This is a genomic window from Streptomyces atratus (genome assembly GCF_014648655.1).
Classification (GTDB): Bacteria; Actinomycetota; Actinomycetes; order Streptomycetales; family Streptomycetaceae; genus Streptomyces; species Streptomyces atratus.
The window spans coordinates 207464-232443 of the sequence record NZ_BMRN01000002.1 but is presented as its reverse complement, the minus strand read 5'-3'; the positions used below and the strand labels follow the sequence as shown (position 1 = coordinate 232443).

Genomic DNA, 24980 nt, shown 5'->3' with positions numbered 1-24980 from the left:
GGGCATGCGTTCCACAGAAGACGACGGAGTCCTGGGGCTGCTCCTGCGTGACCTGCGGCGCCAGAGATCGCTCAGCAAGCAGGTACTTGCCGAGCGGGCCGGCTTTTCCCTCAACCATCTGAGGAGAATCGAGGCCAGCGAGCAGACGCCCGATGCCGAGACGGTTCTCCACATCGCCCAGGCCCTCGGGCTGCCGCCTGCGCACCGGCAGCAGCTCGTCGACCGCGCGACCGCGGCGGGGAGGCTGCGCTGGTACGACAGCGTTCCCCCGCTGCCGGATGATGCCCGCCCGGTTCTGGAGAAGGTGCTGACCGGTCATGAGCCATATCCGGCCATGGTCACCGACAGCTGCTGGAACATCGTGGCCCTCAATCACACGATGGAAACACTGATGAGTGAGGTCGCCGGTCATCTCCTGGCGCCCGCCAATTTTCTCCGCATCATTCTTCACCCGGACGGGCTGGCGCCGCATCTGACCAATCTCGCTCAGGTGAGATACCACGTCATGCGCATGCTGCGGCGCTGGAGCGCAATCACAGGGGACGAACGCCTCCGGGAATTGGAAGTGTCCATAGCCGACCTTCCATCGGGGCGGGACGCGGAATTCTCCGGATCGGCGGATGCCGAATTCGACGGCTCCGGGGAAGCGGACCGGCTGCTTCTGCCCATCGAGCTGTACCGGGAGGGGCACCTGCTGACGTTCTTCCACATCGTCACCTCGTTCGGCGAGCGCCCCGGCACCCTGTTCTCCGATCTCCCCTCCGGTCCACTGGGCGGTATCGCGCTCGAATCATTCCTGCCGGCGAATACCGAGACCCGGTTCCTCCTCGGTTCGCCCGCCCCGGTGTCCCCCGATACGGGGAGTACCTCCGGGGCCACTCAGCCCCCACCTCCAGGTCATCAGCAGCACGACAACGAAAGGAAGACCTCATGACGTCGTCCCAGAACGCGGGTACGGTCCCGGTGACGGGCGCCGCCCGTTCCGACGGCCTTCTCCGCTTCGCCCTCGTGGCGGACGTGATCCTCACCGGTGCGAACGGCATCGGATATCTCGTGCTCGCCACGGTCCTCGACTCGTTCCTCGGCGTGAACCTCTCGGTGCAGTACCCGGTGGGTGTGTTCCTCACCGTGTACGCCCTGTGGGTGCTGGTCGTCTCCCGCCAGGAGAACATCAACCGCGGCGCTGTCCTCGCCATCATCACCCTGAACGTGACCTGGGCCGTGGCCAGCGTCGCGACGGTCGCCGTGGACGCGCTGACCGCGACGAACATCGGCGACGGATGGATCGTGTTCCAGGGCCTGGTGGTGGCGGCCATGGGTGCGCTCCAGTACGTGGGCCTGCGGCGCATGTGATGGTGCGCCGGGCCGGGTCCGCCCGGCCCGGCACACCATCAGCGGGGCGTCAGAGCCATGTCAGGCCCCTCTGGCAGACTCTTACTTGTGAACGGGACGGGAAACCGGACCGGGAACACGGAGAGGTGCCCGGAGTGGTTTATCGGGGACCGCGCGCAAGCAAGGTCGGGCCCGCAACGGTCCACGCAGGTTCGAATCCTGCCCTCTCCGCAGCACGCAGCAATGGATCCGGCCCTGCACTCCATCAGGAGCAGGGCCGGATCTTTCTGATTTCCCGCTGCGCGGCGGCAGACCGCATTACCCGTCTATTCTCGTGGGGCGTGCAGGATGACTTCCAGTGTCACGGCAGACAGCACCGACTTCGACAACACGCTCCGCGCGGTGGCGGAGTTCAGCGACAATCCCAGCGGATTCCTGGCCCTCAGCAGCGGAAATGCCCGCTTCTCGCTGCCGGGGCTGCCCGGAGTGATCGTGTACCGGACCTCCGGACCGTATCTGGTGCAGTTCGGCGGCCCCATTTCTCCCCCGGAGGCCGCAGGCCGGCTACTGAAGGGCTTTCTGGATTTCGCCGCGGCCCAGGAGCGCCTGGTCGTGTCGGTCCAGCTCCAGCGGGCGGAGACCGGCCTGTACGCCGAACAGGGCTTCACCGTGAACCAGGTGGGCGCCTCGTACGCCATCGACCTGGCCGACTTCAGCCTGCGCGGCACGCGCTTCATGCAGCTGCGGAACAAGATCGCCCGCTCGTTCCGGGCCGGGCTCACCGTGACGGAGAGCCCGCTGGCGGAGTGCGCGGAGGCGGTGGCGGAGGTCGACCGCGCCTGGCTGGGCAGCAAGGGCGAGCACGCCAAGCCGCTGGAGTTCCTGGTGGGTGAACTGGGCGGCGAGGCACAGGCGTTGCGCCGGCTCTTCGTGGGCCGGATCGACGGCAAGCCCGTCGGGTACATCTCCTACTCCCCCGCCCACGGCAGTCGCAGCGGCTGGCTGCACGACCTCAGCCGCCGTCTTCCGGACAAGGTGCCGGGCATCATGGAGGCCATCAACAGGACGGCCATCGACACCTTCGTCGCCGAGGGGGCCGACTGGCTGCACTTCGGCTTCACCCCGTTCACCGGGCTTGCCGAGGAGTACGAAGTACCCGGATCCAGCAGGGGTTTCGCCTGGTTCATGCGGTGGATGCTGGCCAACGGCGCCGCCGTGTACCCGGCTCAGACACAGCTGGCGTACAAGCAGAAGTGGGCACCGCTGGTGCTGCCGGAGTACGTGGCCTTCCAGGGCGAGGCCCGGTTGAGCGGGCTTCTTCACATCTTCAAGGCGGCCAACGCCATTTGAGGACGCGCCGCACCTGCCCGGTGCGGCCCGCCGTCCCTTCGTGACGTACGGAGTAAGCAAACCGATCCGTTCCGAGACCCGGGAGCTTGTCATGGGACCGACACCGGAGCAGTTGGAGGCCGCCGAAGGCCAGCTGCTGAACTCGTTCTTCGGCCTGGCCGGCGACCCGGACAGCGCTGCCGCCGCCGCGGCGGCAGACCTGGCACTGGCGGAACTGGACGCCCTGCTGGATGCGGTGCCCGGGGAGGCCACCGCCTGACGGATTGCCCTCTCGCCGCGCGGAAGACCCCCTGGCCCGCAGGCCCGGGGGTCTTTCAGCTGTGCGGGCGGCGGCCCGGTCGCTCAGCTCTGCGGGGGCAGGGCGTCGACCAGCACGACCTCGTCCGGAAGGCGTCCGGCAGGCAGGCGTGCGGCCAGCCAGTCGGCGATGGCCCGGGGGTCGAGGCGCGGCCTGCCGGACTCGGCCGAGGCCACCACCGGGCGGGGATCGTCCGCGTACTCGGGGCGCACCGCCTGCACGGCGTACCGGCCGGTGCCACGCAGCAGGTCCTCCTCGGCCACGGTGGCCCGGAAACCGTTCGCGGTCAGCAGGTCCCGCACGAGTTGCACCCGGCCTTCGGTCGGGGTGCCCTTCTCGTCGTGGACCTCCATGCTGATCTGCTGGATCAAGGGCCAGTGACGGTCTGCGACGCCCCGCAGGACATCCAGCTCGGCCCGCTGCACATCGATCTTCAGCAGATCGATGCGCGTCACTCCGGTCTCCTCGATCACATCGGAGAGCGGCCGCAGCCGGCAGCGCCGCTCGGTGAGTTCGAAGTCCTTGGAGACCAGGGCCTCCACCTGGGCCAGATGATCGTCCCGGCCCGCGGCACCGGCCTCCCGGGTGTTCACGACGTACTGCTTGATCAGATCGACCTCGTTGTCCAGGTCCGCGTAGTCACTGCGGCACGACATGATCGAGATGCCCGGGTAGAAGTTGAAGACGATCTCCTGCTCCCGGTCGGACAGCCCGAAGGGGAGCAGCCGTGCTGACACTCCGTGCCGCTCGACGTTGCGGCGCAGCACATCGAAGACATCGGGCACCGGCTCGTACGCGAAGACACTGGCCGAAGGGCAGCGGGCCCCGACGAAGAGGCTGAACATTCCGATGTTCGCGCCCACGTCGAAGACGACCGCGTCCTCGCGCAGGGTGATGCCGCCCTGTAAGTAGGATTCGGCGGAGAATATCTCGTCGTAGAGAAAGCGTGTCTCGTGCGGATTGATCTCGGCGAGTTCGCTCAGCGGCCCGGCGGGTGACAGGTCATTCGCATTTTCCCAGCCCTGGATGCACGCAGTCAGCCGGCCCGCGGACGTGTGGTCCAGTCGCACACGGGCGACTCCGGGGTATCGCAGAATCAGATCGCGCACTTCGTCGAGTTCCGTCTTCGGCGCATTCGGCGAAGGGGACCGGTCGGGCTTCGTCACGAGAAAATCCTCCGTCATCGACAATCGCTTCCGGGATGCGTGGGGGTGGGGCGGGGAGCGGCGCGCCGGGACTGCGGGTCAGGACGCGACCGCGGAACCGGCCAGCGGAGTACGTGCCACCACGAGCCGTTCGGCGCCGCCGAGCGCCGGGTCCTGGTTGAGGATCGCCATCATGCAGCTCTTGACGCTCGGCGAGGGTTCCATCCCGAACTCCTCGACCAGACGGCTGCGCAGCTGGTTGTAGGTCTGTATGGCCTCGGCCTGACGACCGAGGCGGTAGAGGCACACCATCAGCAGCTCGAACAGCCGCTCCCGCCAGGGGGCGAGGTAGGCGAGCATCTTCAACTCGCTGACAGCCTGGGCGTATCCGTCGATCGCGATATCGAGCTGTATCCGTGCCTCCACGGCCGAGAGCCGGTTCTCCTCGAACTGCGCGGCGGCACTCTGGCAGATCGGGCCGCCGGTGACCCCCTCCAGCGGCGCACCGTGCCAGAGCGACAGGGCCCGGTCGAACAGCTCCCTCGCGCCCGCCGGATCGTTACGCATCGAAGCGCGCGCCTGTTTCGTCAGGGACCCGAAGAGGTGCACGTCCACTTCGAGCGGGTCGACGTCCAGCACATAGCTCGACGGGCGGGTGATCAGCCGCCGGCAGACGAACTCGTCACCGAGCTCGGCGCGGAGCACTTTTCGCAGCCGGGCCACTTGGGCCTGCAAGGCGTTCCCGGGCTGACTCGGTATACCTTCCTCCCACAGCTCCTCGAAGAACTGCTCCTTGGTCACCGGCTCCCCCGCCTTCAGGAGCAGCAGCGCGAGCAGCGTGCACTGACGCGCACCCCGTAAAGCGGTCAAACTGGTTCCGTTCATTATTCCCACTGAGCCAAGAACCCTGAATGTCACGAATCCCCCCGTGTCCAATCATCCGTTGACCGTCGGGAAGGGCCGTAACTCGTTGAAGGTCTGTCGAGCACGCCCCCCGTTCAGCCAACTGTGCAGTACGGCAATTGGCAAAGTCCATTACCCATCCAGTAATTGACGCCTCACCGGGGAGCGTGATAAAACCCATTCTCAGCGGGGAATGCAAAAAAATACCCAAGAACGCCTGGGCGCCGGCCGGTGCGGCTGAGGGCCCACGTACCATCCGGCACGCGGGCCCAGCGGCATCCGATGCCGTGCGATGCCGCCGGATCGGGCACCGGCGGACCCGGCCGGGACACTCACGCAGCCTGCGGTTCCGCGCCGTTGCGGGCCTCGTCACTGACCTTCCCGAGGAAGCGTGCCACCTCACGGTACGAGGCCCAGGCGGACACCTCCCGGTACGGAATGGAGTGCTCCGCGCAGTAGTCGATGACCATCGGCCGTACGTACCGCAGATTGACCCGGGGCATGGCGGGGAAGAGATGATGCTCGATCTGGTAGTTCAGCCCCCCGTACAGGAAATCGGTCAGCCGGCTGGACCGGATGTTGCGTGACGTCAGTACCTGACGGTGGAGCCAGTCGAGCTGGACATCGCTGCGGTAGACCACCATGCCCTTGTGGTTCGGGGCGAAGACGGCACCCAGATACAGGCCGAACACCGCCTGGTTGACGAGCACGAACACCACACCGGTCAGCGGTGACAGCACGGTGAACACGGCTGCCAGACAGACCACGGCGTGCACCCCGATCAGCCCGAGCTCCAGGACGGGGCGGCGCAGCCCACCCGCCCGTGCCGCCTTGAAGCCGGACGCGTGCAGCCGCCAGGCCTCCTGCCCCAGCAGCACGAAGAACATCACCGACTGGAAGCGGATGACGAACCGCCGAAATCCGCTCGTCGCCTTCGCCGGCATCTCGTCCACGTCGAAGATGACCTGACGACGCATCGTGTCCGGGTCGCGGTCGAGGTTGTTGGGGTTGCTGTGGTGCCGGTTGTGGTGGTTGATCCACCAGCCGTACGCGGTGCCCATCAGCAGGTTCATGTGGATGGCGCCGAGTACCTCGGAGGGCACCTTGGCCTTGCTGATCTGCTTGTGGCCCGTGTCGTGCGCGATGAAGCCGGTCTGGACGAACGCCAGTCCCAGCGCGACCGCGGTCACCAGTTGCCACCAGGTGTCCCCGAACCAGAACAGGGCCGCCCAGCAGGCCCCGAACAGAACGAGGTTGGAGATTATCTTGAAGGTGAAGTAGTCCTTCCGGGGATCCATCAGCCCGGCCTGCTTGACCAGTTCGGACAGCTCCTCGAAGGATCCTGTCGGCGAGATGGTCAGGGAGTCCTGTCGGGCGGGCATGAGCGTTCTCCTTCATGTCGGGCCGAATTGCCGGGCCGGATGGCGCCGCCGTCAGGCCGCGGTGAACACGAGTACGGCGTTCTGCCCCCCGAATCCGAAGGAGTTGCTCAGGGCGACTCCGATCGGCAGGGCCCGGGGCGCCTTCGCCACGATGTCGACCTCGATGGCGGGGTCGACGCTGTCGAGGTTCGCGGTGGGCGGCACGGTCCCCTGCTCCAGCGCGAGGACGGTGAGCACCGCTTCGATGGCGCCCGCGGCACCGAGCGAGTGCCCGGTCACGCCCTTGGACGACGTCACCACGGGACGCGTGCCGAGCACCCGTTTCAGCACCCGGGCCTCGGTGAGGTCGTTGAGCGGGGTCGAGGTGCCGTGCGCGTTCACATGGTCGACCTCGTCGGGGGCCACGCCCGCGTCGCGCAGCGCCGTGCGGATCGCGCGTTCGGCGCCCCGCCCCTCCGGGTCGGGAGCGGTGGCGTGGTGGGCGTCGGCCGATGCTCCGTATCCGCTCAGCCGGGCCCTTACCCGGGCGCCGCGGGCGCGGGCGTCGGCCGACCGCTCCAGGACCAGCATCCCCGCGCCCTCCGCCGCCACGAACCCGTCCCGGTCGGTGTCGAACGGGCGGGAGGCCGCGGCCGGATCGTCGCACCGCCGCGAGAGTGCTCCCATCCGGGCGAAGCCGGACAGCACCGCCGGGGTCAGGCTCGCCTCGGTGCCTCCCGTGATCACCACGTCGCACGTACCGGACCGCAGCAGGTCCCGTGCCGTGCCGATGGCGGTGGAGGCCGAGGCGCACGCCGTGGCGGTGACGAGGTTGGGGCCGAGGGCGCCGAACTCCATGGCCGCGTAACCGGACACCATGTTGACCGCGGACATCGGCACCAGCATCGGTGAGACGGCCGCCGCCCCCTGCCGGTCGAGGGTGCGGACCTGTTGCTCGAACGTGGCGGTGCCGCCGAGGGCGTTGCCCAGGACCACGCCGACCCGGGCTCCGTCCCAGTCGGCAGGGTCGAGCCCGCTGTCGTGGACGGCCTCCGCCGCAGCGATCAGGGCCAGTTGTACGTAGCGGTCGAGCCGCCAGGCCCGTCGCCTGCCGAAGTGGGCCACCGGGTCGAAGTCCGCGGCGCGGCAGCTGAAGTCGACCAGCAGCCCCGCCAGACCGGGGTCGGTGGCCGCGGTCGGTTCGGCGTCCAGGACCCGCGCCCAGTTCTCCGCCACCCCGTTGCCCGCCGGGGTCAGCAGGCCGAGACCGGTGACCGCGATGTCACGGGCCCCGGCGTCGTCGCGGCCGGGGCTCACAGCACCGCGCTCTTGCTGTCGATCAGGGAGATCAGGTCCTTGACCGACGATTCCGCGCCGACTTCCTCGTCGTCGATCTGGATGTTGAACTCACCACCGGCGACCAGGGCGAATTCGACCAGGGCCAGGGAGTCCAGGTCGAGATCGCGCATCGTGGTGTCCTCGGTGACCTCCTCCGGCTCGACTCCGAACCGGCTGACGAGGACCTCGGTGATCCGGTCGAGAACGCTGGGCATGTCTGTCTCCTTACGGTGTACGCACAGGGCGGGACGGGATGAGCGGGTGGGGTGGTGCGGGTCAGACGGCGTCCAGCTGCGGCCAGCGCAGCGTGGTGGAGCCCCAGGCGAGGCCGCCTCCGAAGGAGGTGAGCACCACCGAGTGGCCGGCCCGCAGGGAGCCTTCGTTCACGGAGTCGGCCAGCAGCAGCGGGACCGATGCCGCAGCGGTGTTGCCGACCCGGTCGATGTTGGACAGGGCGCGTTCCCTGGGCAGCTCGAGCTGATCGGTCAGGGCGTCCAGGATGCGGGAGTTGGCCTGGTGGGCGGCGAGCCGGTCGATGCCGGCGACGGTCCAGCCGGCCCGGCCGACGGCCTTGTGCACGGAGCCGGTCATCCGCAGCACGGCGTGCCGGAACACCTGCTTGCCCTGCATGGCGAAGTAGTGGTCGCGGGGTCCGGCCGGTACGCCGCTGCCCCGCTGGCGCGAGCCCCCGGCCGGCACCTCGATCAGATCGGAGAGGTGTCCGTCGGTGCCCAGGTCGAATCCGCCGAGCGCCCCGGGCTCGTCCGGCTCGCCGCGGCGCAGCACGACAGCTCCGGCGCCGTCCCCGAAGATCGGTCCTGTCGTACGGTCCTCGGGATCGAGCAGCGTCGAGTAGGCGTCCGCGCCGATCACCAGGACGTCGTCGGCCGTCCCGGTGGCGATCAGACCGGCGCCGGTCGCCAGTGCGTAGACGAATCCGGCGCAGACGGCCCCGATGTCGAAGGCCGGTACGCCGGCCAGGCCGAGCCGCGCGGCCACCTCGGGGGCGGTCGCCGGGCAGGGGCGGTCCGGGGTGGTGGTGGCGAGGACCACCGCGCCGACGGAGTCCTGCTGCGCCGACTTCAGGGCCCTGGCCCCGGCCTCGACGGCGAGCGAACCGGTGGACATGCCGGGCTCGATCACATGGCGCTGCCGGATGCCGGTACGGGTGCGGATCCACTCGTCCGAGGTGTCGAGCCGGGCGACGAGTTCCTCGTTGGTCACCACCTTCGGCGGCAGCCAGCCGCCGAGCCCGCACAGCACCGCGGCCGGTCCGGGCGTCCGCCCGGCCGTGGGAGCGCCCGTCATATGAGGGCCTCTTCCAGCCCCATGTACTTCAGGCGCTTGGCCTTCATGTCGTCGGACCACTTGTCGGCGGTGTCCTGACGCTCCTGCGGGGTGGTGTCGATCAGCCGGCGGCCCGGCCAGATCTCGTAGTCGCCCACCACGTCACCGTGGCGGCGCAGCCCCTCCTGGAACCGCTCCTCGCGCCAGTGCACCATGTCGTGGGTGGGGAGCTCCTCCCACATGTCCATGCCACGGCGGATCAGCTCCACGACCCGGTCCTTGTCCTGCGGGTGGTCGATCAGATGGCGGCGAGCGATGTCCGCCCCGACCGTCAGATGCCGGATCTCGTCGATGCCCGCGCCCTTGTCGATCTCCGCGGCCGCCGGGTCGAGCGGCCGCCACTTGCGCTCGCTCAGTTCGGCCGCGGGGGCGAGGGCGCCCTCCAGGATGATCGTCATCATCACCACGCCGCCGATGAAGTCCCGGTCGTCGCGCATGATTTCCAGGCTGCGCTGCTCCAGCGGGCCCAGCACGCTCTCCTTGTACGGGGAGGCGAAGGTGTCGACCGCCTCGACCAGCCGCTCGGGGGCGATGCCGAGCGCCAGCAGGTGGTTGCGGAAGACCATGGCGTGCCGGCACTCGTCCAGCACCTGGGTGGCGTAGAACTCCATGGTGTCGTTGTCCGGCGCGATCGGGACCAGGTACGACAGCACCCGGGTGGCCTTCTCCTCGGCCAGTGCCCGGAAGGCGTACTCCTGGGTGATGGCCTCGTGGAACGGCCCCTCCAGCATGTACGGGGCCACGGTGAGGGCGGGGTCGTGTCCGTCCGGTCGGCCGCGCAGGGTGCCCTGCGGTACGGCCTGCAGCCAGTAGCGGAGGTTGCAGTCCGCCGCGGTGAGCTCCAGGTCCATGGCGCCTTCGAGCAGTCCGGGGGCCTGGTCCCAGTCCGCCTCGGCGGGAATCGGCGTGGTCATGTGGTTTCCTCCTCGATCCGGATGTGACCGGGGTGAAGATGCCCGGCGAAGTACAGCAGTGGGGCCTGGTCGCTCTCGGCCGCACAGGCCGTCACAGTGGCCAGCACGACCACGTGGTCCCCGGCCGGGACGCATTCGTGGACCCGGCAGTGCAGCCAGCTGAGGGCGGACCGCAGCCGGGGCACACCGTCCTCGCCCGGTGTCCACTGCACCGCTTGGAACTGGGCGCGCCCCGGACTTCTGGTGCGGCTGGCGAAGTGCCGGGCCAGCGCGGCCTGGTGGGCGGCGAGCACGTTGACGGTGAAGACGCGGTGCTGCGTGATGCGTGGGAGCAGTGAACTGTCGTTCTGCAGACAGACGGAGATCAGCGGCGGTTCGTGGGAGACGAAGGAGAACGCGCTGACGGTGCTGCCGTGCACCGCGTCCCCGCTGCCCACGGTCACCACCGACACCCCGGTGGGGAATCTCCGGGCGGCGCTCCACACCGTGGTTTCGACGACCGGCCGCCGCGCCGTGCCGATCGGCGAGGTCATGAGGTGGCGGACTGACGGGCGGGGGCCGGGGCGGGAACGGGGGCCGGGGCCCGGCCGGATCCCTGCTCCACGGCCGCTTCCAGTGCGGCGAACTTCGGATGGACGACGGGCTCGAAGCTGACGCCGAACGGTTTCAGGAAGTTGCCGAACAGGGCCCGGTCCCCGCACAGATGGATGGGGAGGGCGAGCAGCGCCCACTCGTTGCCGATCAGCAGGATCCACAGCAGGGCGACGGCGCCCTGGGTCGCCATGCTGTGCATGGTGTTGTACAGCACGTAGTACGCCTTCGGAATCCGCTTGGTCCTGCTGCGGTGGTAGGCGATGGCGCCGGGGATGTAGCCGATCAGGTCGATGTAGACGAAGAGCAGGGCGAAGGGCCACCAGCGGATGTCGCCCAGGTGCCGGAAGAAGAAGTAGAAGCTGACGCCGAGGGCGAAGAGGTATTCGAGCCGGATCAACCGGTAGGTGGCCTTGGTGTCGAAGCGGTTGAGCGCATCCATCAGGCACCTCCTCGGGCGGAGAGCGAGGGGGCCGCTTCCGGGGAGGGTCCGGGCAGATCGGTGAGCGCCTCGCCGCCCTCCAGCACCGTGATGGAGCCGAAGAGCCCTTCGAGTACGGAGCAGATGGCCCGTTTGATCACGCGTTCGGCGATGGGGTCCATGATTCCCACCAGGCTTTCGATGCCGAAGTCGTAGGTGACCTCGAAGCGGACCTCGGTGCCGGAGCCGGAGCCGGCCGGGGCGAGCTGCCAGCTGCCCCTGAATTCCTCGAAGTCGCCGTCGGTCTGGTCGAATTCGATCCTCAGCCGTTCCGGATCGAGGGTCTCCGCCTCGTTCCAGCGCATGATGCCGCGCCGGAAGTTCACCTCCCAGTCGCTGTCGCGCGGCGTGTCCGGGGTGGCGGGCGGGTGGGTCTCGACGACGTGGATGTCCTCCGCGATGTCCGCGAAGCGGGTGAAGTCCGCGATGGTCCCGAAGGCCGCCGAGGGGTTCTCGGCGTCCAGGGCCACCAGGAGGTGAATGCTTCTCACGGTGATACTTCTCCAGTTGTCGGGGGAGTCGGTCTGACGGTCCGGAGGGTCGGGCGAGAACGGCGGGGGTGGTCGAGGGCCGGCCCGGAGGTCGGGCGCGGGCGGCCGGAGGACCGGCCCCGGGGTCAGGCGAGGACGGCGAGGGCGGCCTTCTCGAAGGCGTCGAGAAGGAACTGCACGTCGTCCGGGCCGAGCACCGCCGGTGGTGTCAGCCGCATGACGGTGGAGGAGTTCAGCGAGTGGTTGGCGAGGACACCGGCGCCGATCAGCTCCAGGAGCAGGTCCCCCGCCAGTCCCGGCACGGTGAACTCCAGGCCGATGAGCAGGCCCGCTCCGCGTACCTCTAGCAGCCGGTGGCCGAGTACCTTGCGGGCGATCCGGTCCAGCTCGGTCAGCAGCAGCCGACCCAGCTCGTCGGACCGTTCCACCAGGGAGTCCTCCTTGATGGCGGCGAGCGCACCGCGGGCCGCGGCCATCGCCAGCGGGTTGCCGGAGAAGGTCGAGGTGTGGATGAACGGGTCCTTGTCGAATGGCCGGAACGCCTCGGGCGTCGCCACCAGGGCCGAGACCGGCACCACGCCGCCGGCCAGCCCCTTGCCCACCAGGAGGATGTCCGGCACCACGCCCTCCCGGTCGGCGCCCCACCAGGTGCCGAGGCGGCCGAGTCCGGTCTGGATCTCGTCGAGCACGAAGAGCGCCCCGTACTCACGGCACAGCCGTGCGACGTCCCGCAGATAGCCCTCGGGCGGCACGATCACACCGGCCTCGCCCTGCACCGGCTCGACGATGACGCAGCCCTCTCCGGGGTAGCGCGCCAGCTCGGCCTCAAGGGCGGCCGCGTCGCCGTACGGGACGTGCGAGACCTGCGGCAGCAGCGGCCGGAACGGCTCCTGGAAGACATCCTTCGCGGTGAGGCTGAGGGCGCCCATGGTCTTGCCGTGGTAGCCGAGATCCATGGAGATCAGCCGTCTGCGGCCCTGGGCGCGCGCCAGCTTGATGGCACCTTCCACGGCCTCCGCTCCGGAGCCCGCGAAGTGCACCTTCTGCAGCCCGGCGGGGACGACGTCGATCAGTGCCTCGGCCGCGTCGACGACGGCGGGTTCGAGGAGCAGCCGGGTGGCGACCGGATTGGTGTTGAGCTGCCGGGTCACCTCGGCGACGACCCGGGGGTGCCGGGCGCCCATCAGGAAGACCCCGTATCCGCCGCAGTTGAGGATGCGGCTTCCGGAGGCGGTGTGGATCCAGGGGCCCTCGGCGGCGACCTCCACGTCACCGCCGAACATCTCGCCGAGTGATGCGCGGCCCTTGCTCAGGTAGCGGCGGTAGCGGGTGCCGAGGTCGGCGTACGGGTCCGTGGCGGGCGCCGCTGCGGTGCCGGTGTACGTGGTGGTCATCGTGGTCGCTCCCGTTGTCATGCCACAACCAGCGGCTGGCCCGCGTAGTAGTCGAGGAGGCCGTCGACGGTGCTGGTGCGCGACGGCGGGTGGAAGGCGATCGCGTGGGTCGCCGAGGCGAGGTACGCGATGTCGGAGGAGGAGATGAAGGCCATGCCTCCGAGCATCTCCACGGCCTGTGCGGTGGTCTCGGCGACCAGCTTCTGCACGCCGAACCGGGTGACCAGGGCGGCCGCGAGCCCGTCGTTGTCGGTGTCGCCGTCCATGACGCGCCGGGCCAGTCCCTCGGTGAGCGCGGCCGCGGTCTCGATGCCGACGGCGAGCGCGCCGCGGTCGGACGCGGAGCCGCGTCCGCGCCGCAGCACCCGGTCGACCAGGGAGCTGGCCATGCCGGTGTACGCCGCGCACACGATCATCTGGAACCAGATGAGTCCGACCTCCTGGAGCTCGCTGAGCTCCTCGGCCAGCTCGGCCGGCGGCTGGAGTATCTGGCGGTCGGTCACGAACACGTCATCCAGGCGCACTTCGTTGCTCTCGGTGCCCAGCAGTGCGCTGGTCTTCCAGAAGGGGTGCACGCTGATGCCGGGGGTGTCGGCGGGCAGGATCAGGAAGCCCATGTCGACCGAGCCGTCCGGCCGGCGCATTCCGACACTCGCGGTGATCAGGTCCATGGATTTCGACAGGCTGCACGGCTTCTTGGAGCCGGTCAGCAGATACCCGCCGTCCACCGGCCGGGCCTCCATGGTGGGGCTGAGGATGCCCTGTTCGGTGCGGCCCTCGGCGAAGGCCGAGGCCACCAGCAGGCGTTCCTGGGAGACCCGCTTCAGCAGCAGGTCGTCGAGGTCGGTGCCGTCCGCGAAGGTGTCGGCGACGCCGAAGAGCGTGCCGATCGAGAAGTGGTGCATGGCGGTCGCCACGGCGAGCGAGGGGGCCGCGGCGCCCAGGGCGCGCACCACCCGGGCCGCCTGCAGCGCGGTGGCGTCCGCCCCTCCGAACGCAGCGGGCACCAGCAGGTTGGATCCGCCGTGGTCCCGGAAGATCCCGACGGCGGGGCTGTTGTCGGACTCCAGCTCGGCGAAGGGGACTTCGTCCAGCCGGTCCAGCAGGCCGGGCAGCAGCGCCTCACAGGTTTCGCGGTCGGCTTGCATGAACTGCATTACTGCTCCTCAGAGTTGTGATCCGGCGTGGCGGTCGGCAGTGACCCCGGGCGCATCCCGGCGAGCTCGGCGTACGCTCCGAACACCGCCTCGCGCGGCCGTACCCCGGTGGCACGCGAGACGCCCTGCAGATGAGTGGTGCGCAGCATCGGGTAGTTGGCCTCACCGAAGGCGCCGCCGGTGCGTCCGGTGCCGCCGTGCGTCGGCAGATAGGGCAGGAAGCCGATGTGCGAGTCGTTGACCTTGAGCAGGCCGCCGTTGGACACCTCGTCCACGAAGCGGTCGGCGACGGCCTCGTCCCGGGTCCACAGCGAGTTGCGGAGCCCGTAGGGGTTGCTGTTGACGTAGGCGAGCATCCGGTCCAGCAGTTCGTCGTCGGGGGCCGCCTCGGGGACGATGACCGGCAGCAGCGGGAAGAACGTCTCCTCGGCGACCGCCTCGATGTCGCGGCAGTGGTCGAGGCCGTCCACCCGCAGGACGGTCGGTTCGAGGAAGAGGCCGGTGTCGGAGGGCGTGCCGTCGGTCTCCATCCGCCGGGCGCCGTGCACCAGGGTGGCGCCCTTGTCGAGGGCGTCCTGGACATAGGCGTAGAAGCGCTCGCTGCGCAGTACGGGGGAGAGCAGCGCGCCGGGGTCCTCGGGCAGTCCCGGGCGGATCAGTGACGCGGTCAGCCGCAGCCGTTCCAGCAGCTGTTCGGCGACGGCGGGGTGCACGATCACCTGGTTGGGCACCATGCAGATCTGACCTGAGCCGAAGAAGCACTCCACGAGGGCCTCGCAGGCGGCCTCCAGATCGGCGTCGTGCCAGACCAGCACGGCGTCGTTGCCGGCGAGTTCGAGGACGGGCTTCTTGCCGTGCGCGACGCAGTCGCGCTCCAGCTCCAGCCCGGTGGTCACGCCTCCGGTGTAGAAGATGTCGTTGATGTGCGGGCTCTCCAGCCAGCTCTTGATGGCGGGCCCGGGGCGGGAGCAGAAGACGTTGAGCGTGCCGGGGGGAGCGCCGATGTCGTCGAGCGCCGGGGCCACCAGCTCACGCATCGCGTACATGACGCCGAGCGGTGCGCTGCGCGGGGCCCGCACGACCACGGCGTTGCCGGCGATCAGCGGGGTGATCCCGAACAGCGCGCTGCTGGCGGGCGCGTTCTGCGGCGGGTTGACGGCGACCACACCGTCCGCCACGCGCCGTACGGTCATCCGCCGGTTGCCGTGCTCGATGCTCTGCTCCATCTGCCGGGCGCACCAGCCGAGGGTCTCCTCGCTGAAGATCTCCAGCAGTCCGGCCACCTGCCATTCGGCCAGCGCCCGCGGGTTGCCCTCGGCGATGAGCAGATCGACGAACTCCAGGTGGTGGCGGAGCAGCCGTTCGCGGATTCCCTGGCCCAGCCGCAGGCGCTGTTCCAGCGGAAACCGTGCCCATACCGGAGCGGCCTCGGCTGCTTTGCGGGATGCCTCCTCGACCGTTTCGTCGTCGGCCAGCGCGCAGCGCCCCACGACAAAGTCCGCCGCGTCCGCAGGATCGGCTTTGCCACGTTCCAGTTTTCGCTTGAGTGTCAGGCTCTTGAAGACGTCATCAAGAATGGATGAAGTCTTCACCGTGTAGACATGTCTTCCTGCTGGCACCTCATGTCCGGCGATATACGAGTCGTAGCTGAGGAACACGGGTCGGGACGGTCGCGAACCACTCGCGGCGACTTGTCCGAAGGTCCCGATGGGAGATTCCACGATTTCGACGTCTTCCTTCCGAGGTGCTGGGCACTCGACACTGCGGAGACAAAAGCTGCGGATACACGGAGGTGGCCGGAAGTTGCGCGACTCGGCACGTCGGCGATTCTGGCAGGGGGCACTGATACGGCCCTGACGGTCGACTGACCCATCCGGATGCTGGACAGACGCGTGGCGACGTAAGCCCGGGATCACGAAGCCCGGGATCGGGAGGCCGGGGATCAGGAAGTCGGTATCGGGAAGCCCGGGATCGGAAAGCCTGGATTCTTGTCGCCGATCTCCGTTTATTTACAAGGAAGTCAGCAACGCGGCAGGCCGGGGGATAAACAGCCCCTGCGGCCACGGGCGAATCATTCCGGCCAAAGTTTATTACAGCTCACGGCCTGGCCCGGAGCGGCGAAGTCGAGCTGCTTACGATGGGCGAATGCGCGGACACACGATGCCCAGCGGACACACGAAGCCCCATCGAATCGGCCCCTTGCTCCGGGAGTGGCGCCACCGACGCAATCTGAGCCAATTGGCACTCGCCCTGCTGGCCGAGACGTCCAGCCGCCATCTGAGCTTCATAGAGACCGGGCGCGCCAGGCCGAGTCGCGAACTGCTCCTGAGGCTCTGTGACCAGTTGGACGTGCCCGTACGTCAGCGCAACCGCCTGTTGATGGCCGCGGGTTACGCGCCGGCCTATGAGGAGACACCCATCGGCGAGTCACACATGGATCGGGCCAATGAGGCCGTCGAACGGCTCCTCACCGGCCATGAGCCGTACCCCGCCCTGGTCTTCGACACCGCCTCGGATCTGTGCCGGGCCAACCGGTCGGCGATGGCACTGCTGGACGGTGTGGCCGAAGAGCTGCTGATGCCGCCGGTCAACGTCGTGCGGCTCGGGCTGCATCCGCAGGGCATGGCGCGGCGGATCACCAATTTCACCGAGTGGCGCCGGCATCTGCTCTCCCGGCTGCGGCGCGACGCCGCGTTCACCGATGACGAGCGGCTCAACTGCCTGTACGAGGAGGTCCGCGCCTACCGGTACCCTCCCGGCCTGCTGGAGACGGAGCCGGTCTTCCCGGACGGCTCGGACATCCACCAGGTCGCGATGCCGCTGCACATCCGCGCGCTCGGGACCGAGCTGAGTTTCTTCAGCGCCGTGACCACTTTCGTGGCGCCCGTCGACATCACGCTGGCCGAGCTGACCATCGAGACGTTCTACCCCGCCGACACGCACACCGCGGGCACGCTCCACTCCCACCACTGGAACGACCACCTGCACGCCGCGGTGCCGGAGGGCTCTCCCCTGCTGCCGACCGCCCGTTGAACGCGCGCACCCGCCGGGTCGCGGGTGCGCGCGAACCGGGCTCAGTCGGTTTCCCCGGCGGCCCTCTTCGGCAGCAGCTGGATGGCGACGACGAGCAGCAGCGCGAGGGCGGTCAGATACACCAGCCCGGCATCCAGCCCGTCCGCCGCGCTCGCCGGGACGGCGTCGGCCCTGCCGTAGTAGATGATGCCGATCAATGCGACACCCAGCGCGTTGCCCACCTGCATCATCGTGGTCAGAACCCCGGAGGCCGCACCGGCCAGACGGGGCGGAATGCCCGCCAGGACCGTCGAGTTGAGCGGCGCCATCACCATCCCCATCCCCGCCCCGTCGAGCAGCAGGGCCGGGGCGAGCAGCCAGATGTTCCCTTCGACGCCGATGCGGGACACCGTGAGGAAGAGCAGCAGCTGACCGACCGCGATCAGCACCCCGCCCAGGGTCAGCGCCTGTCGCCCCAGCCATGCCCCGATCCTCCGTCCGAACACGGACGTGACGAAGAATCCGGCTCCCATGATGGTGAAGGTGAGACCGGAGTCCAGCGCGCTCAGCCCGCGTCCCTGCTGGAGATACAGCGCGAGGACGAGGAAGAACGAGGCCATCCCCGAGTAGAAGACGATCACTGCGAACAGTCCGACGGTGAAGGCGCGCTGACGGAAGAGCCCCGGATCCAGCAGGGGCGAGCCGCCCCTCGCCGACAGCCGTCGCTGATGCAGTACGAAGGCTCCGAGGAACGGCACGGCGAGGATCAGACACGCCCAGGTCCAGGCCGGCCAGCCCGCCTCCCGTCCTTCGACCAGCGGCAGCACCACGGCCACCAGGCCCAGCGTGACCAGCAGCATCCCGGGGATGTCGAGCCGGCCGGCCCCCTCCGCGCGTGACTCCGTGATCAGCCTGGGGGTCAGCAGCAGCGCGGCTGCCCCGATCGGCACATTGATCAGGAAGCAGCTGCGCCAGCCCAGACCCGCGGCATCGGCCTGGATCAGCGCCCCGCCTATCAGCTGGCCGCCGACCGAAGCCGAGGCCAGGACCAGGCCGTACGCCGTGAACGCCCGGACACGGGAGGCTCCGGTGTAGGTGACTCCGAGGATGGTCAGCACCTGCGGGGAGAGCACTGCGGCCCCGATGCCCTGGGCGACCCTGGCGAGCACCAGCACCGGGGCGTTCGGCGCGATCCCGCACACCAGCGAGGCCGCCGTGAACAGCAGCAGCCCGATGACGTAGAGACGGCGCCGCCCGAAGATGTCGCCCAGCCGCCCCGCCGTGATCAGACCGCAGGCGTACGCCAGACCGTATCCGGCCACGATCAGCTGGACCTGGGCCGTACTCGCACCGAGCTCGCTCTGCATCGCGGGAATCGCGACGTTCACGATGAAGAAGTCGAGGACGACCATGAAGGTGCCGGCCAGGATCACCGGCAGCGCCAGGGAGCCGGGCCGGTCGGCAGCGGCCCGGCCAGGTTTCGGTGGTGCGGTGTTGACGTCGGGCACAGCGTTCCTCCCCGCGCTCGAACCGGTACGAGTGCGCTCACCTTCCGCGCACGGTGGCAACGGCGTCGATTACCTGGCAGGTAATTGTCCGGGCCACCGCCCGCTGCCTAGCGTCGAACGGTACGGACGCGAGGCGGGGCCGCGGCAAGGTCCCCGCCCATTGCGGCACAAGCGCGGGAGGGGCAGATGGTCCAGGAGAACGCGGGGCTCGGCGCCGCTTGGTTCCACACCGGCCGGGCACGGCCCGACGCGGCGTGCAGGCTGTACGTCTTCCACCACGCGGGCGGATCGGCCGCGACGTACGCCCGCTGGGCACAGATGCTGCCCGACGACGTGGAGGTCGCCGCGGTCCAGCTGCCCGGCCGGCAGAACCGCCGCTCCACGCCCGCGTTCACCGATCTGGACACACTCGTCGAGGCCGTGTACGAGGCCCTGGAGGGCGACCTCGACGGACGCCGCTTCGCGTTCTTCGGGCACAGCATGGGCGCGCTGATCGCCTACCGGCTGACCCTCGCCCTGCAGAAGGACGGTGCCCCCGCTCCCGCTCTGCTCGCGGTCTCGGGGTGGGAGGGGAGCGCGCACCGGCCGAGCCCGGTGCCCGTCGCACAGCTCTCCGACGAGGAATTCCTGGCCCGCGTCGCGGAGTTCGGGGGCCTGCCGCCGGAGGTCACCGGGAACCGCGAGCTGCTCGACCTCGTACTCCCGGCGCTGCGCGCCGATTTCACCGTGGTCAATGGCTATACGGACGACCGCGCACGGGTCGACTGCCCGGTCGTGGCCTACGGCGGGGCCTCGGATCCGCTCCTGGGAGCGGGTGCCATGGGTGCCTGGGCCGACCGGGCGGATGCGTTCCAGGGGCTCAACGAGCTGCCGGGCGGTCACTTCTACCTCTACGAGCACGCCATGGCGGTGGCCGCGGACCTGGCGCGCCGGCTGCGGCGGAGCGCGGCGGGCCCTCGACGGGGCTGACACCGGCACCGGTGCCGGTGCCGGTGCCGGTGCCGGTGCCGCCGACCGAATTCAGTGGATCTTGCTGGCCCGTCCCGCCCAGAACCGGTCCCGCAGTTCGCGACGGAGCACCTTGCCGGTCGAATTGCGGGGCAGGCCGTCCAGGAAGTCGTACCGGACGGGGATCTTGAAGTCGGCGATCCGCCCCTTCAGGGACAGCATCAGTTCCCTCGGGGTCGCCCGCATTCCCTCGTGCAGCACCACGCAGGCGTGCACCGCCTCGCCCCAGCGGGGGTGCGGGGCCCCGATGACCGCCACCTCGGCCACCGCGGGGTGCTTGCCGAGTGCCTCCTCGACCTCGCCGGGGTAGACGTTCTCCCCCGCGACGATGATCGTGTCCTTGATCCGGTCGCAGAGGTGGAGATAGCCGTCCTCGTCGAGATGGCCGGCGTCGCCCATCCGCAGCCAGCCGTCCGTCAGGGTCTGCGCGGTGGCCTCCGGCAGGTTCCAGTAGCCGAGCATGGCCGCGGGCGACCGCACCCATACCTCGCCGGTCTCACCGGTGGCACAGGTTCTGCCGTCGGCGACGATCCGTATCTCCACCCCCGGGCAGGCACGCCCGGCGGCGCGCAGCCGCGGGCTGCCCGGTATGTGGTCGGGCATCGGCAGCAGGGCCACCGCGTTGCCCGTCTCGGTGGCGGCGTACGCCTGCACCAGGTCGGCCTCCAGCACCTCGATGGAGCGGACCAGCAGTTCCTCGGCGATCGGCGAGCCGCCGTAGACCGCCTTGCGCAGCGTCGCGAAGGTCTCCTTGGACGCGGCGGGCTCGGCCAGCATCATCTGGAGCATGGCCGGGGCGACGAAGGTGGTGGTGACACCCACGTCCCGGATCAGGGCGACCGCGTCCTGGGCGACGAACATCCGCATGATCACGTTCGTCACGCCTGCGGTGAAGCCCTGCATGGACCAGGAGAGCCCGGCGATGTGCAGTCCCGGCAGCCCGATCAGGCTCTTGTCGTCCGGCTTCCAGTCCACCCAGTCGAGTCCGTTGTCGTCCATGGCCCGGCCCAGTGCGAAGAAGCTGCGGTGCGGCAGGACCACGCCCTTCGGCAGCCCGGTGGTGCCGCTCGTGTACATCTGGGCGACGGGCTGGGCGGGATCGGGGCGGTACCCGGTGCCGGTGTCCGGGAAGGCGGACTTCCAGTCCAGGAAGCCCGCGCCGCGCCGCCCGGCGGTGTCCATGCCGACGACGCATTTCAGTTCCGGCAGATCGGCCTCGATCCGCTCGACGGTGGCGCGGTACTCCTCCTCCACGAAGAGCAGCCGGGCGCAGGAGTCCCGCAGCTGGTGCTCGACCTCGCTCTCGGTGAGCCGCCAGTTGACCGGCACCAGGACGGTGCCGCTCTTGGCGCAGGCGAAGGCGATCTCGTAGTAGTGCTGCGACTCCATGCCGAGGAACGCGACCCGGTCGCCGGAAGCGAGCCCTGCGGCGAGCAGGGCGTGCGCGGCACGGTTGCTCTCGCGGTCGAGTTCGGCGTACGTCACCTCGGTGCCGAGGTGGATCATGGCGACATGATCGGGCCGGACGGCGGCGTGGTGTCCGGGGATGGCGGCGAGTGTCTCTGGCGTGGCCTCGTCCATGGTCTCTCCATCAACAGGTCCGGCTGATCCGGAGGTTGGCCCGGCCGTGTGCGGCACGGGGTTCAGTCCGAGGTCAGCCGGTGCTCGGCGAACTCGGCCAGGGAGCGTGCGCTGGGGTGGTCCATGACCTCGGACACTGTGGTCCTGCGGCCCAGGGCCGTGCCCAGCTGTCCGCTGAGCCGGGCGGCGGCCAGCGAGTCGAGGCCCAGGTCGAGGAAGTGCGCACCGGGCTCTATCTCCGTGGGGTCGTCGAACTGCAGCTCGGCGGCCATCAGCGCACGGATGTGTCCGGTGAGGGCGGCGAGCCGTTCGCCCCGGTCCATGGAGAGCAGCCGCTCGGTGTCCAGCTCCGCGGGGGCGGTGACGACGGGACCGGCCGCGGGGGCGTCCGGGGCGGTGCCCGGCCGTGCGTCCGCTCCGGTCCCGGGCGCGGAGCGGCGGGGGTTCGCCGACCTGAGCCAGTACTCCTGGCGGTCGAACGCGTAGCCCGGCAGCACCACCCGGCGCACCCGCCGCTCCGCGTGGAAACCGGACCACGACACCGGGTATCCGGCGGCGTACAGCTTGGCCACCGAGGACAGCAGTGCCAGGTCGTCCTGCTGAGCGGGGCGCAGGCTGGTCAGCCAGGTGTCGCCCGCGGCGTCGAGGTTCTCCCGGGCCAGCGACGACAGGGTGGCGGACGGCCCGATCTCGATGAACGCGTGCCTGCCGCGCCGGGCCACGGTCCGCATACCGGCCGCGAAGTCCACCGGTTCGCAGATGTGCCGTACCCAGTAGTCGGGTTTGGAGATGTCCCGCCACCTGGCGACCTGGCCCGTGAGGTTGGAGATCAGGGTGAACTCGGGCTCGTGGAAGGCGATGTCGTCGAAGGCCGCGCGGAACTCCTCGGTGACCGCGCCCATCAGGGGCGAGTGGAAGGCGTGCGAGACGGGCAGCCGCTTGACCCGCACGCCCTTGGCGGACAGCTCGGCGATCGCCGCGTCCAGCGAAGCGGCTCCTCCCGAAATGACGCACTGCGTGGGTGCGTTGTACGCGGCGACGGCGAGGTCGTCGTACGGCTCCACCAGAGCGTTCGCCGTCTCCGCGTCGGCCCCGACGGCCGCCATGCCGCCGGGGGCGGTGACCGAGTCCATGAGCCGGGCCCGGACCGCGACCAGCCGGACCGCGTCGCCCACACCGAAGAGGCCGGCGACGGCGGCGGCGACCACCTCGCCGATGCTGTGCCCGATGACGGCCGAGGGCCGCACGCCCCAGGACAGCCACAGCCGTGCCAGCGCGTACTCCAGGACGAACAGGGCGGGCTGGGTGTACCGGGTGCGGTGCAGTTCTCCGGCGTCCTCGGTGCGGCCGAACATCAACTCCCTGATGGAACGGCCCAGATACGGGGTGAAGAGTTCGTCCAGCTCGTCGACGGTCCGGCGGAACAGCGGGTGGCGCCCGTACAGGGCGAGGCCCATGCCCGGGTGCTGCGCGCCCTGACCGGTGAACAGGAAGACCGCCTTGCGTACGACCTCCGGCCTGGCCGTCGCGGACCGGGCGGCCCGGTCGGCGAGCAGCGCGGAGAGGCCGGCGTGGTCGCGGACGACTCCGGCGATCCGGTGGTCGAAGTGGGCGCGCCCGGTGTTGCCCGTGCAGCAGATGGCGGAGACCGGAAGGTCGGGGCGGTCGGCCAGCAGTCGCTGGTAGCGCTCGATCTGCAGGGCGAGCGAGCGGGCCGACTTGGCGGACAGCGTGAAGACATGGCCGCTTTCGCGGTTCGTGTCCCTCCCGCCCCCGGCCTGCCCGACGTCTTGGGGGGCGGGACCGTCCGCACCTGCGGGAGCCTCTTCGAGCACGGCGGACGCCAGGGTGCCGGCGAAGCCGAAGGAGTTGACCATCGCCCGTCGGGTGCCGGATTTCCAGGGTCGGGTCTCGGTGGGGATCTCGACCGGGGAGACCTCCCAGGGAATGCGTGTCGACGGCTTCTCGAAGTTGAGGTGGGGGAAGATCTCGCCGCTTTGCAGCTGGGCAACGGCCTTGATGACTCCGCCGATCCCCGCGGCCGGCTCCATGTGTCCGATGTTGGTCTTGGACGAGCCGACGATCAGTGGATCGTTCCTGCTGTGCGAGTCCGCGAAGACCTCGCTGATCGCACCGATCTCGATCGGGTCCCCGAGAGGGGTTCCGGTGCCGTGCGCCTCCACGTACTGGATGTCGCCGGGCTCCAGCCGGGCGCTGCCGAGCGCCCTCCGTAACAGGGCCTCCTGTGCGGCACCGTTGGGCACGGTGAGCCCGGCGCTCTCCCCGTCCTGCCCGACGGCGCTGCCGCGGACGAGTGCCAGCACGGTGTCGCCGTCGCGCCGGGCGTCCGACAGCCGCTTCAGCACGATCATGCCGCAGCCCTCGGCCCGGCCGTAGCCGTCGGCCGCGTCGTCGAAGGTCTTGCACCGGCCGTCGGGCGAGAGCGCGCTCAGATCGGAGAAGAGCGCGGTGCTGCGGGGGTGGTGAATGGCGTTGACCCCGCCGGCCAGGGCGATGTCGCACTCGCCGCGGCGCAGCCCCTGGACGGCGAGGTGGAGTGCGACGAGGGAGGCCGAACAGGCGGTGTCCACGGTGATGGAGGGACCGCGCCAGCCCAGGAAGTACGAGAGTCTGCCGCAGATGCCCGAGTGCGAGACACCGGCCGCGATCCGGCCGTCCAGTTCGTCGTCGCGGAGCTCATCCATCTCCATCACGTAGTCGAGGGAGCTGGCCCCCACGTAGATGCCGCCGTTGCCGTGCCGCAGCCCGGTCGGGTCGATTCCGGCGTGTTCGAGGGACTCCCACGCGGTCTCCAGCACCAGCCGCTGCTGCGGGTCCAGGCAGTGCGCCTCGGCGGGGGCCGTCCTGAAGAACTTGGGGTCGAACCGTTCGAGCCCGTCGAGGAAGCCACCGCCCGAGGTCCGGATGACGCCGCGGCCTTCGCCGGACGCGTATGCCTCGACGTCCCAGCGGTCCTTCGGGAGCGGTCCGATGGCGCTGCGTCCCTCGCGCAGGAACTCGGTGAATTCCTCCAGGGAGTTGTTTCCGCCGGGAAAGCGCAGACCGACGCCCACGATCGCGATCGGTTCGTACTTCTCCCGCAGCAGCTCCTTCAGGAGTTCGCGCTGCTTGCGCAGTTCCTCGTGAGCCTGCTTCAGGGCGCTTTCGGTGGTCGCGTCGTCCGGATCTGCCATGTCTCCTACCCCTGGTAGAGGTTCTTGAGGGCTTCGTCGACCAGCGCGTCCGCCGAGTGGTCCGCCGAACGGGAGGCAGCGGCGGATGCGGGGCCGTTCGCGGGTGCGGACACGCTCGCGGGGCGGAACAGGCCGGGGAGCAGCTCGTCGCAGATGTGGTCCATCAGCTGACCCACGGTGGGGCTGTTGAACAGCAGGCTCGCGCTGAGTTCATGTCCGATCATCGACTCCAGGGACTGCTTCAGATCGGTGATCGTCAGCGAGGTGAGCCCCAGGTCGAAGTAGCTCTCGTCCAAAGGGAGTTCGTCACCTTCGTCCATGAGCAGCACGATCTTGAACTCGGTGACGACGAGATCCTCCAATGCCTGCCGTCGCTCGGACCGGGGCAGATCGAGCAGGTCGTCCACAACCGTGGCGGTGCCCACCGTCTCGGGCCCCGAAGGGCGTTCGTCCACCGCACTCACTGCCATCGCCTCCGCCAGGTCGAGCCTCCGCAAGAGCCCCCGTACCGCGCTTCGTGGGTGCCTGCTCCATTCCAGTCGACGGGCACGAGAGCAGTCCAGCGCCGTCGGAAC

Annotated in this window: 23 protein-coding genes and 1 tRNA gene; 7 read left to right on the top strand and 17 right to left on the bottom strand. The window is 69.6% G+C overall.

The window, feature by feature from the left end:
- The first annotated feature begins 4 nt into the window (after nt 1-4).
- The 5 genes from IEZ15_RS04080 to IEZ15_RS04060 all read left to right on the top strand — a co-directional run bounded on the left by IEZ15_RS04080 (nt 5) and on the right by IEZ15_RS04060 (nt 2941).
- Nucleotides 5-934 carry a helix-turn-helix domain-containing protein gene (locus tag IEZ15_RS04080; RefSeq protein ID WP_194535960.1) on the top strand — a complete coding sequence of 310 codons (930 nt, stop codon included), beginning with the start codon at nt 5-7 and terminating at the stop codon, nt 932-934.
- Nucleotides 931-1353 carry a hypothetical protein gene (locus IEZ15_RS04075; protein WP_189274304.1) on the top strand — a complete coding sequence of 141 codons (423 nt, stop codon included), beginning with the start codon at nt 931-933 and terminating at the stop codon, nt 1351-1353. The genes IEZ15_RS04080 and IEZ15_RS04075 overlap by 4 nt, the downstream gene beginning before the upstream one ends.
- A 119-nt stretch (nt 1354-1472) precedes the next feature.
- Nucleotides 1473-1563, top strand: a tRNA-OTHER gene (locus IEZ15_RS04070).
- 117 nt (nt 1564-1680) lie between these two features.
- Nucleotides 1681-2682, top strand: a complete 1002-nt coding sequence (locus tag IEZ15_RS04065) for a DUF2156 domain-containing protein (RefSeq protein WP_189274303.1) — start codon at nt 1681-1683, stop codon at nt 2680-2682.
- 91 nt (nt 2683-2773) lie between these two features.
- On the top strand, nt 2774-2941 hold the full coding sequence (locus IEZ15_RS04060) for an ABC transporter ATP-binding protein (RefSeq protein WP_114244567.1): 168 nt from the start codon (nt 2774-2776) through the stop codon (nt 2939-2941).
- Nucleotides 2942-3024: 83 nt separating this feature from the next.
- Here the strand turns inward: IEZ15_RS04060 and IEZ15_RS04055 are convergent, their stop codons facing one another.
- The 13 genes from IEZ15_RS04055 to IEZ15_RS03995 form a co-directional block, all read right to left on the bottom strand.
- Nucleotides 3025-4146: an FkbM family methyltransferase gene (locus tag IEZ15_RS04055; RefSeq protein ID WP_229845734.1), complete on the bottom strand. Its 1122-nt coding sequence runs from the start codon at nt 4144-4146 to the stop codon at nt 3025-3027.
- A 78-nt stretch (nt 4147-4224) separates the two neighbouring features.
- Nucleotides 4225-4995, bottom strand: coding sequence for an AfsR/SARP family transcriptional regulator (locus IEZ15_RS04050; RefSeq protein WP_189274301.1), 771 nt, complete (start codon nt 4993-4995; stop codon nt 4225-4227).
- Between the two features lie 365 nt (nt 4996-5360).
- Nucleotides 5361-6410 (bottom strand): fatty acid desaturase family protein, encoded by a 1050-nt coding sequence (locus tag IEZ15_RS04045; protein WP_114244570.1) that lies wholly within the window; start codon nt 6408-6410, stop codon nt 5361-5363.
- 51 nt (nt 6411-6461) lie between these two features.
- Nucleotides 6462-7706 (bottom strand): beta-ketoacyl-[acyl-carrier-protein] synthase family protein, encoded by a 1245-nt coding sequence (locus IEZ15_RS04040; protein WP_229845733.1) that lies wholly within the window; start codon nt 7704-7706, stop codon nt 6462-6464.
- The gene (locus IEZ15_RS04035; protein WP_114244571.1) at nt 7703-7942 is read right to left on the bottom strand and encodes an acyl carrier protein; all 240 of its coding nucleotides are present in this window, start codon (nt 7940-7942) and stop codon (nt 7703-7705) included. Before IEZ15_RS04035 ends, IEZ15_RS04040 begins: the two co-directional genes overlap by 4 nt.
- Before the next feature lie 61 nt (nt 7943-8003).
- A complete protein-coding gene (locus tag IEZ15_RS04030; RefSeq protein WP_114244572.1) occupies nt 8004-9035 on the bottom strand; it encodes a beta-ketoacyl-ACP synthase III in 1032 nt (343 codons plus the stop codon).
- Nucleotides 9032-9988: a VlmB-like protein gene (locus IEZ15_RS04025; protein ID WP_114244573.1), complete on the bottom strand. Its 957-nt coding sequence runs from the start codon at nt 9986-9988 to the stop codon at nt 9032-9034. The genes IEZ15_RS04030 and IEZ15_RS04025 overlap by 4 nt, the downstream gene beginning before the upstream one ends.
- Nucleotides 9985-10521 carry a flavin reductase family protein gene (locus tag IEZ15_RS04020; RefSeq protein WP_189274300.1) on the bottom strand — a complete coding sequence of 179 codons (537 nt, stop codon included), beginning with the start codon at nt 10519-10521 and terminating at the stop codon, nt 9985-9987. The genes IEZ15_RS04025 and IEZ15_RS04020 overlap by 4 nt, the downstream gene beginning before the upstream one ends.
- Complete coding sequence (locus IEZ15_RS04015; RefSeq protein WP_189274298.1) at nt 10518-11021, bottom strand: hypothetical protein; 504 nt, start codon at nt 11019-11021, stop codon at nt 10518-10520. Before IEZ15_RS04015 ends, IEZ15_RS04020 begins: the two co-directional genes overlap by 4 nt.
- A complete protein-coding gene (locus tag IEZ15_RS04010; RefSeq protein WP_189274296.1) occupies nt 11021-11551 on the bottom strand; it encodes a type II toxin-antitoxin system RatA family toxin in 531 nt (176 codons plus the stop codon). The genes IEZ15_RS04015 and IEZ15_RS04010 overlap by 1 nt, the downstream gene beginning before the upstream one ends.
- A 125-nt stretch (nt 11552-11676) precedes the next feature.
- Nucleotides 11677-12945: an aspartate aminotransferase family protein gene (locus IEZ15_RS04005; RefSeq protein WP_189274294.1), complete on the bottom strand. Its 1269-nt coding sequence runs from the start codon at nt 12943-12945 to the stop codon at nt 11677-11679.
- Nucleotides 12946-12962: 17 nt separating this feature from the next.
- The gene (locus tag IEZ15_RS04000) at nt 12963-14102 is read right to left on the bottom strand and encodes an acyl-CoA dehydrogenase family protein (protein WP_114244578.1); all 1140 of its coding nucleotides are present in this window, start codon (nt 14100-14102) and stop codon (nt 12963-12965) included.
- The gene (locus IEZ15_RS03995; protein WP_189274292.1) at nt 14102-15694 is read right to left on the bottom strand and encodes an aldehyde dehydrogenase family protein; all 1593 of its coding nucleotides are present in this window, start codon (nt 15692-15694) and stop codon (nt 14102-14104) included. Before IEZ15_RS03995 ends, IEZ15_RS04000 begins: the two co-directional genes overlap by 1 nt.
- A gap of 553 nt (nt 15695-16247) precedes the next feature.
- Between IEZ15_RS03995 and IEZ15_RS03990 the strand changes: the two genes are divergently transcribed.
- Nucleotides 16248-17135, top strand: coding sequence for a helix-turn-helix domain-containing protein (locus IEZ15_RS03990; protein ID WP_114244580.1), 888 nt, complete (start codon nt 16248-16250; stop codon nt 17133-17135).
- A 41-nt stretch (nt 17136-17176) separates the two neighbouring features.
- Here IEZ15_RS03990 and IEZ15_RS03985 read toward each other — a convergent pair whose 3' ends face one another.
- On the bottom strand, nt 17177-18622 hold the full coding sequence (locus tag IEZ15_RS03985) for an MFS transporter (protein WP_229845732.1): 1446 nt from the start codon (nt 18620-18622) through the stop codon (nt 17177-17179).
- 186 nt (nt 18623-18808) lie between these two features.
- Here IEZ15_RS03985 and IEZ15_RS03980 point away from each other — a divergent pair, with 186 nt between their 5' ends.
- Nucleotides 18809-19591, top strand: a complete 783-nt coding sequence (locus IEZ15_RS03980) for a thioesterase II family protein (protein WP_189274290.1) — start codon at nt 18809-18811, stop codon at nt 19589-19591.
- Between the two features lie 51 nt (nt 19592-19642).
- On the opposite strand, the gene IEZ15_RS03975 is transcribed toward IEZ15_RS03980, so the two are convergent.
- The 3 genes from IEZ15_RS03975 to IEZ15_RS03965 all read right to left on the bottom strand — a co-directional run bounded on the left by IEZ15_RS03975 (nt 19643) and on the right by IEZ15_RS03965 (nt 24875).
- A complete protein-coding gene (locus IEZ15_RS03975) occupies nt 19643-21211 on the bottom strand; it encodes a long-chain-fatty-acid--CoA ligase (RefSeq protein WP_189274288.1) in 1569 nt (522 codons plus the stop codon).
- A 62-nt stretch (nt 21212-21273) separates the two neighbouring features.
- Entirely contained in the window at nt 21274-24405 is a 3132-nt protein-coding gene (locus IEZ15_RS03970; RefSeq protein WP_189274286.1) for a type I polyketide synthase, read from the bottom strand.
- Nucleotides 24406-24410: 5 nt separating this feature from the next.
- The gene (locus tag IEZ15_RS03965; RefSeq protein ID WP_189274284.1) at nt 24411-24875 is read right to left on the bottom strand and encodes an acyl carrier protein; all 465 of its coding nucleotides are present in this window, start codon (nt 24873-24875) and stop codon (nt 24411-24413) included.
- Between the last annotated feature and the right edge of the window lie 105 nt (nt 24876-24980).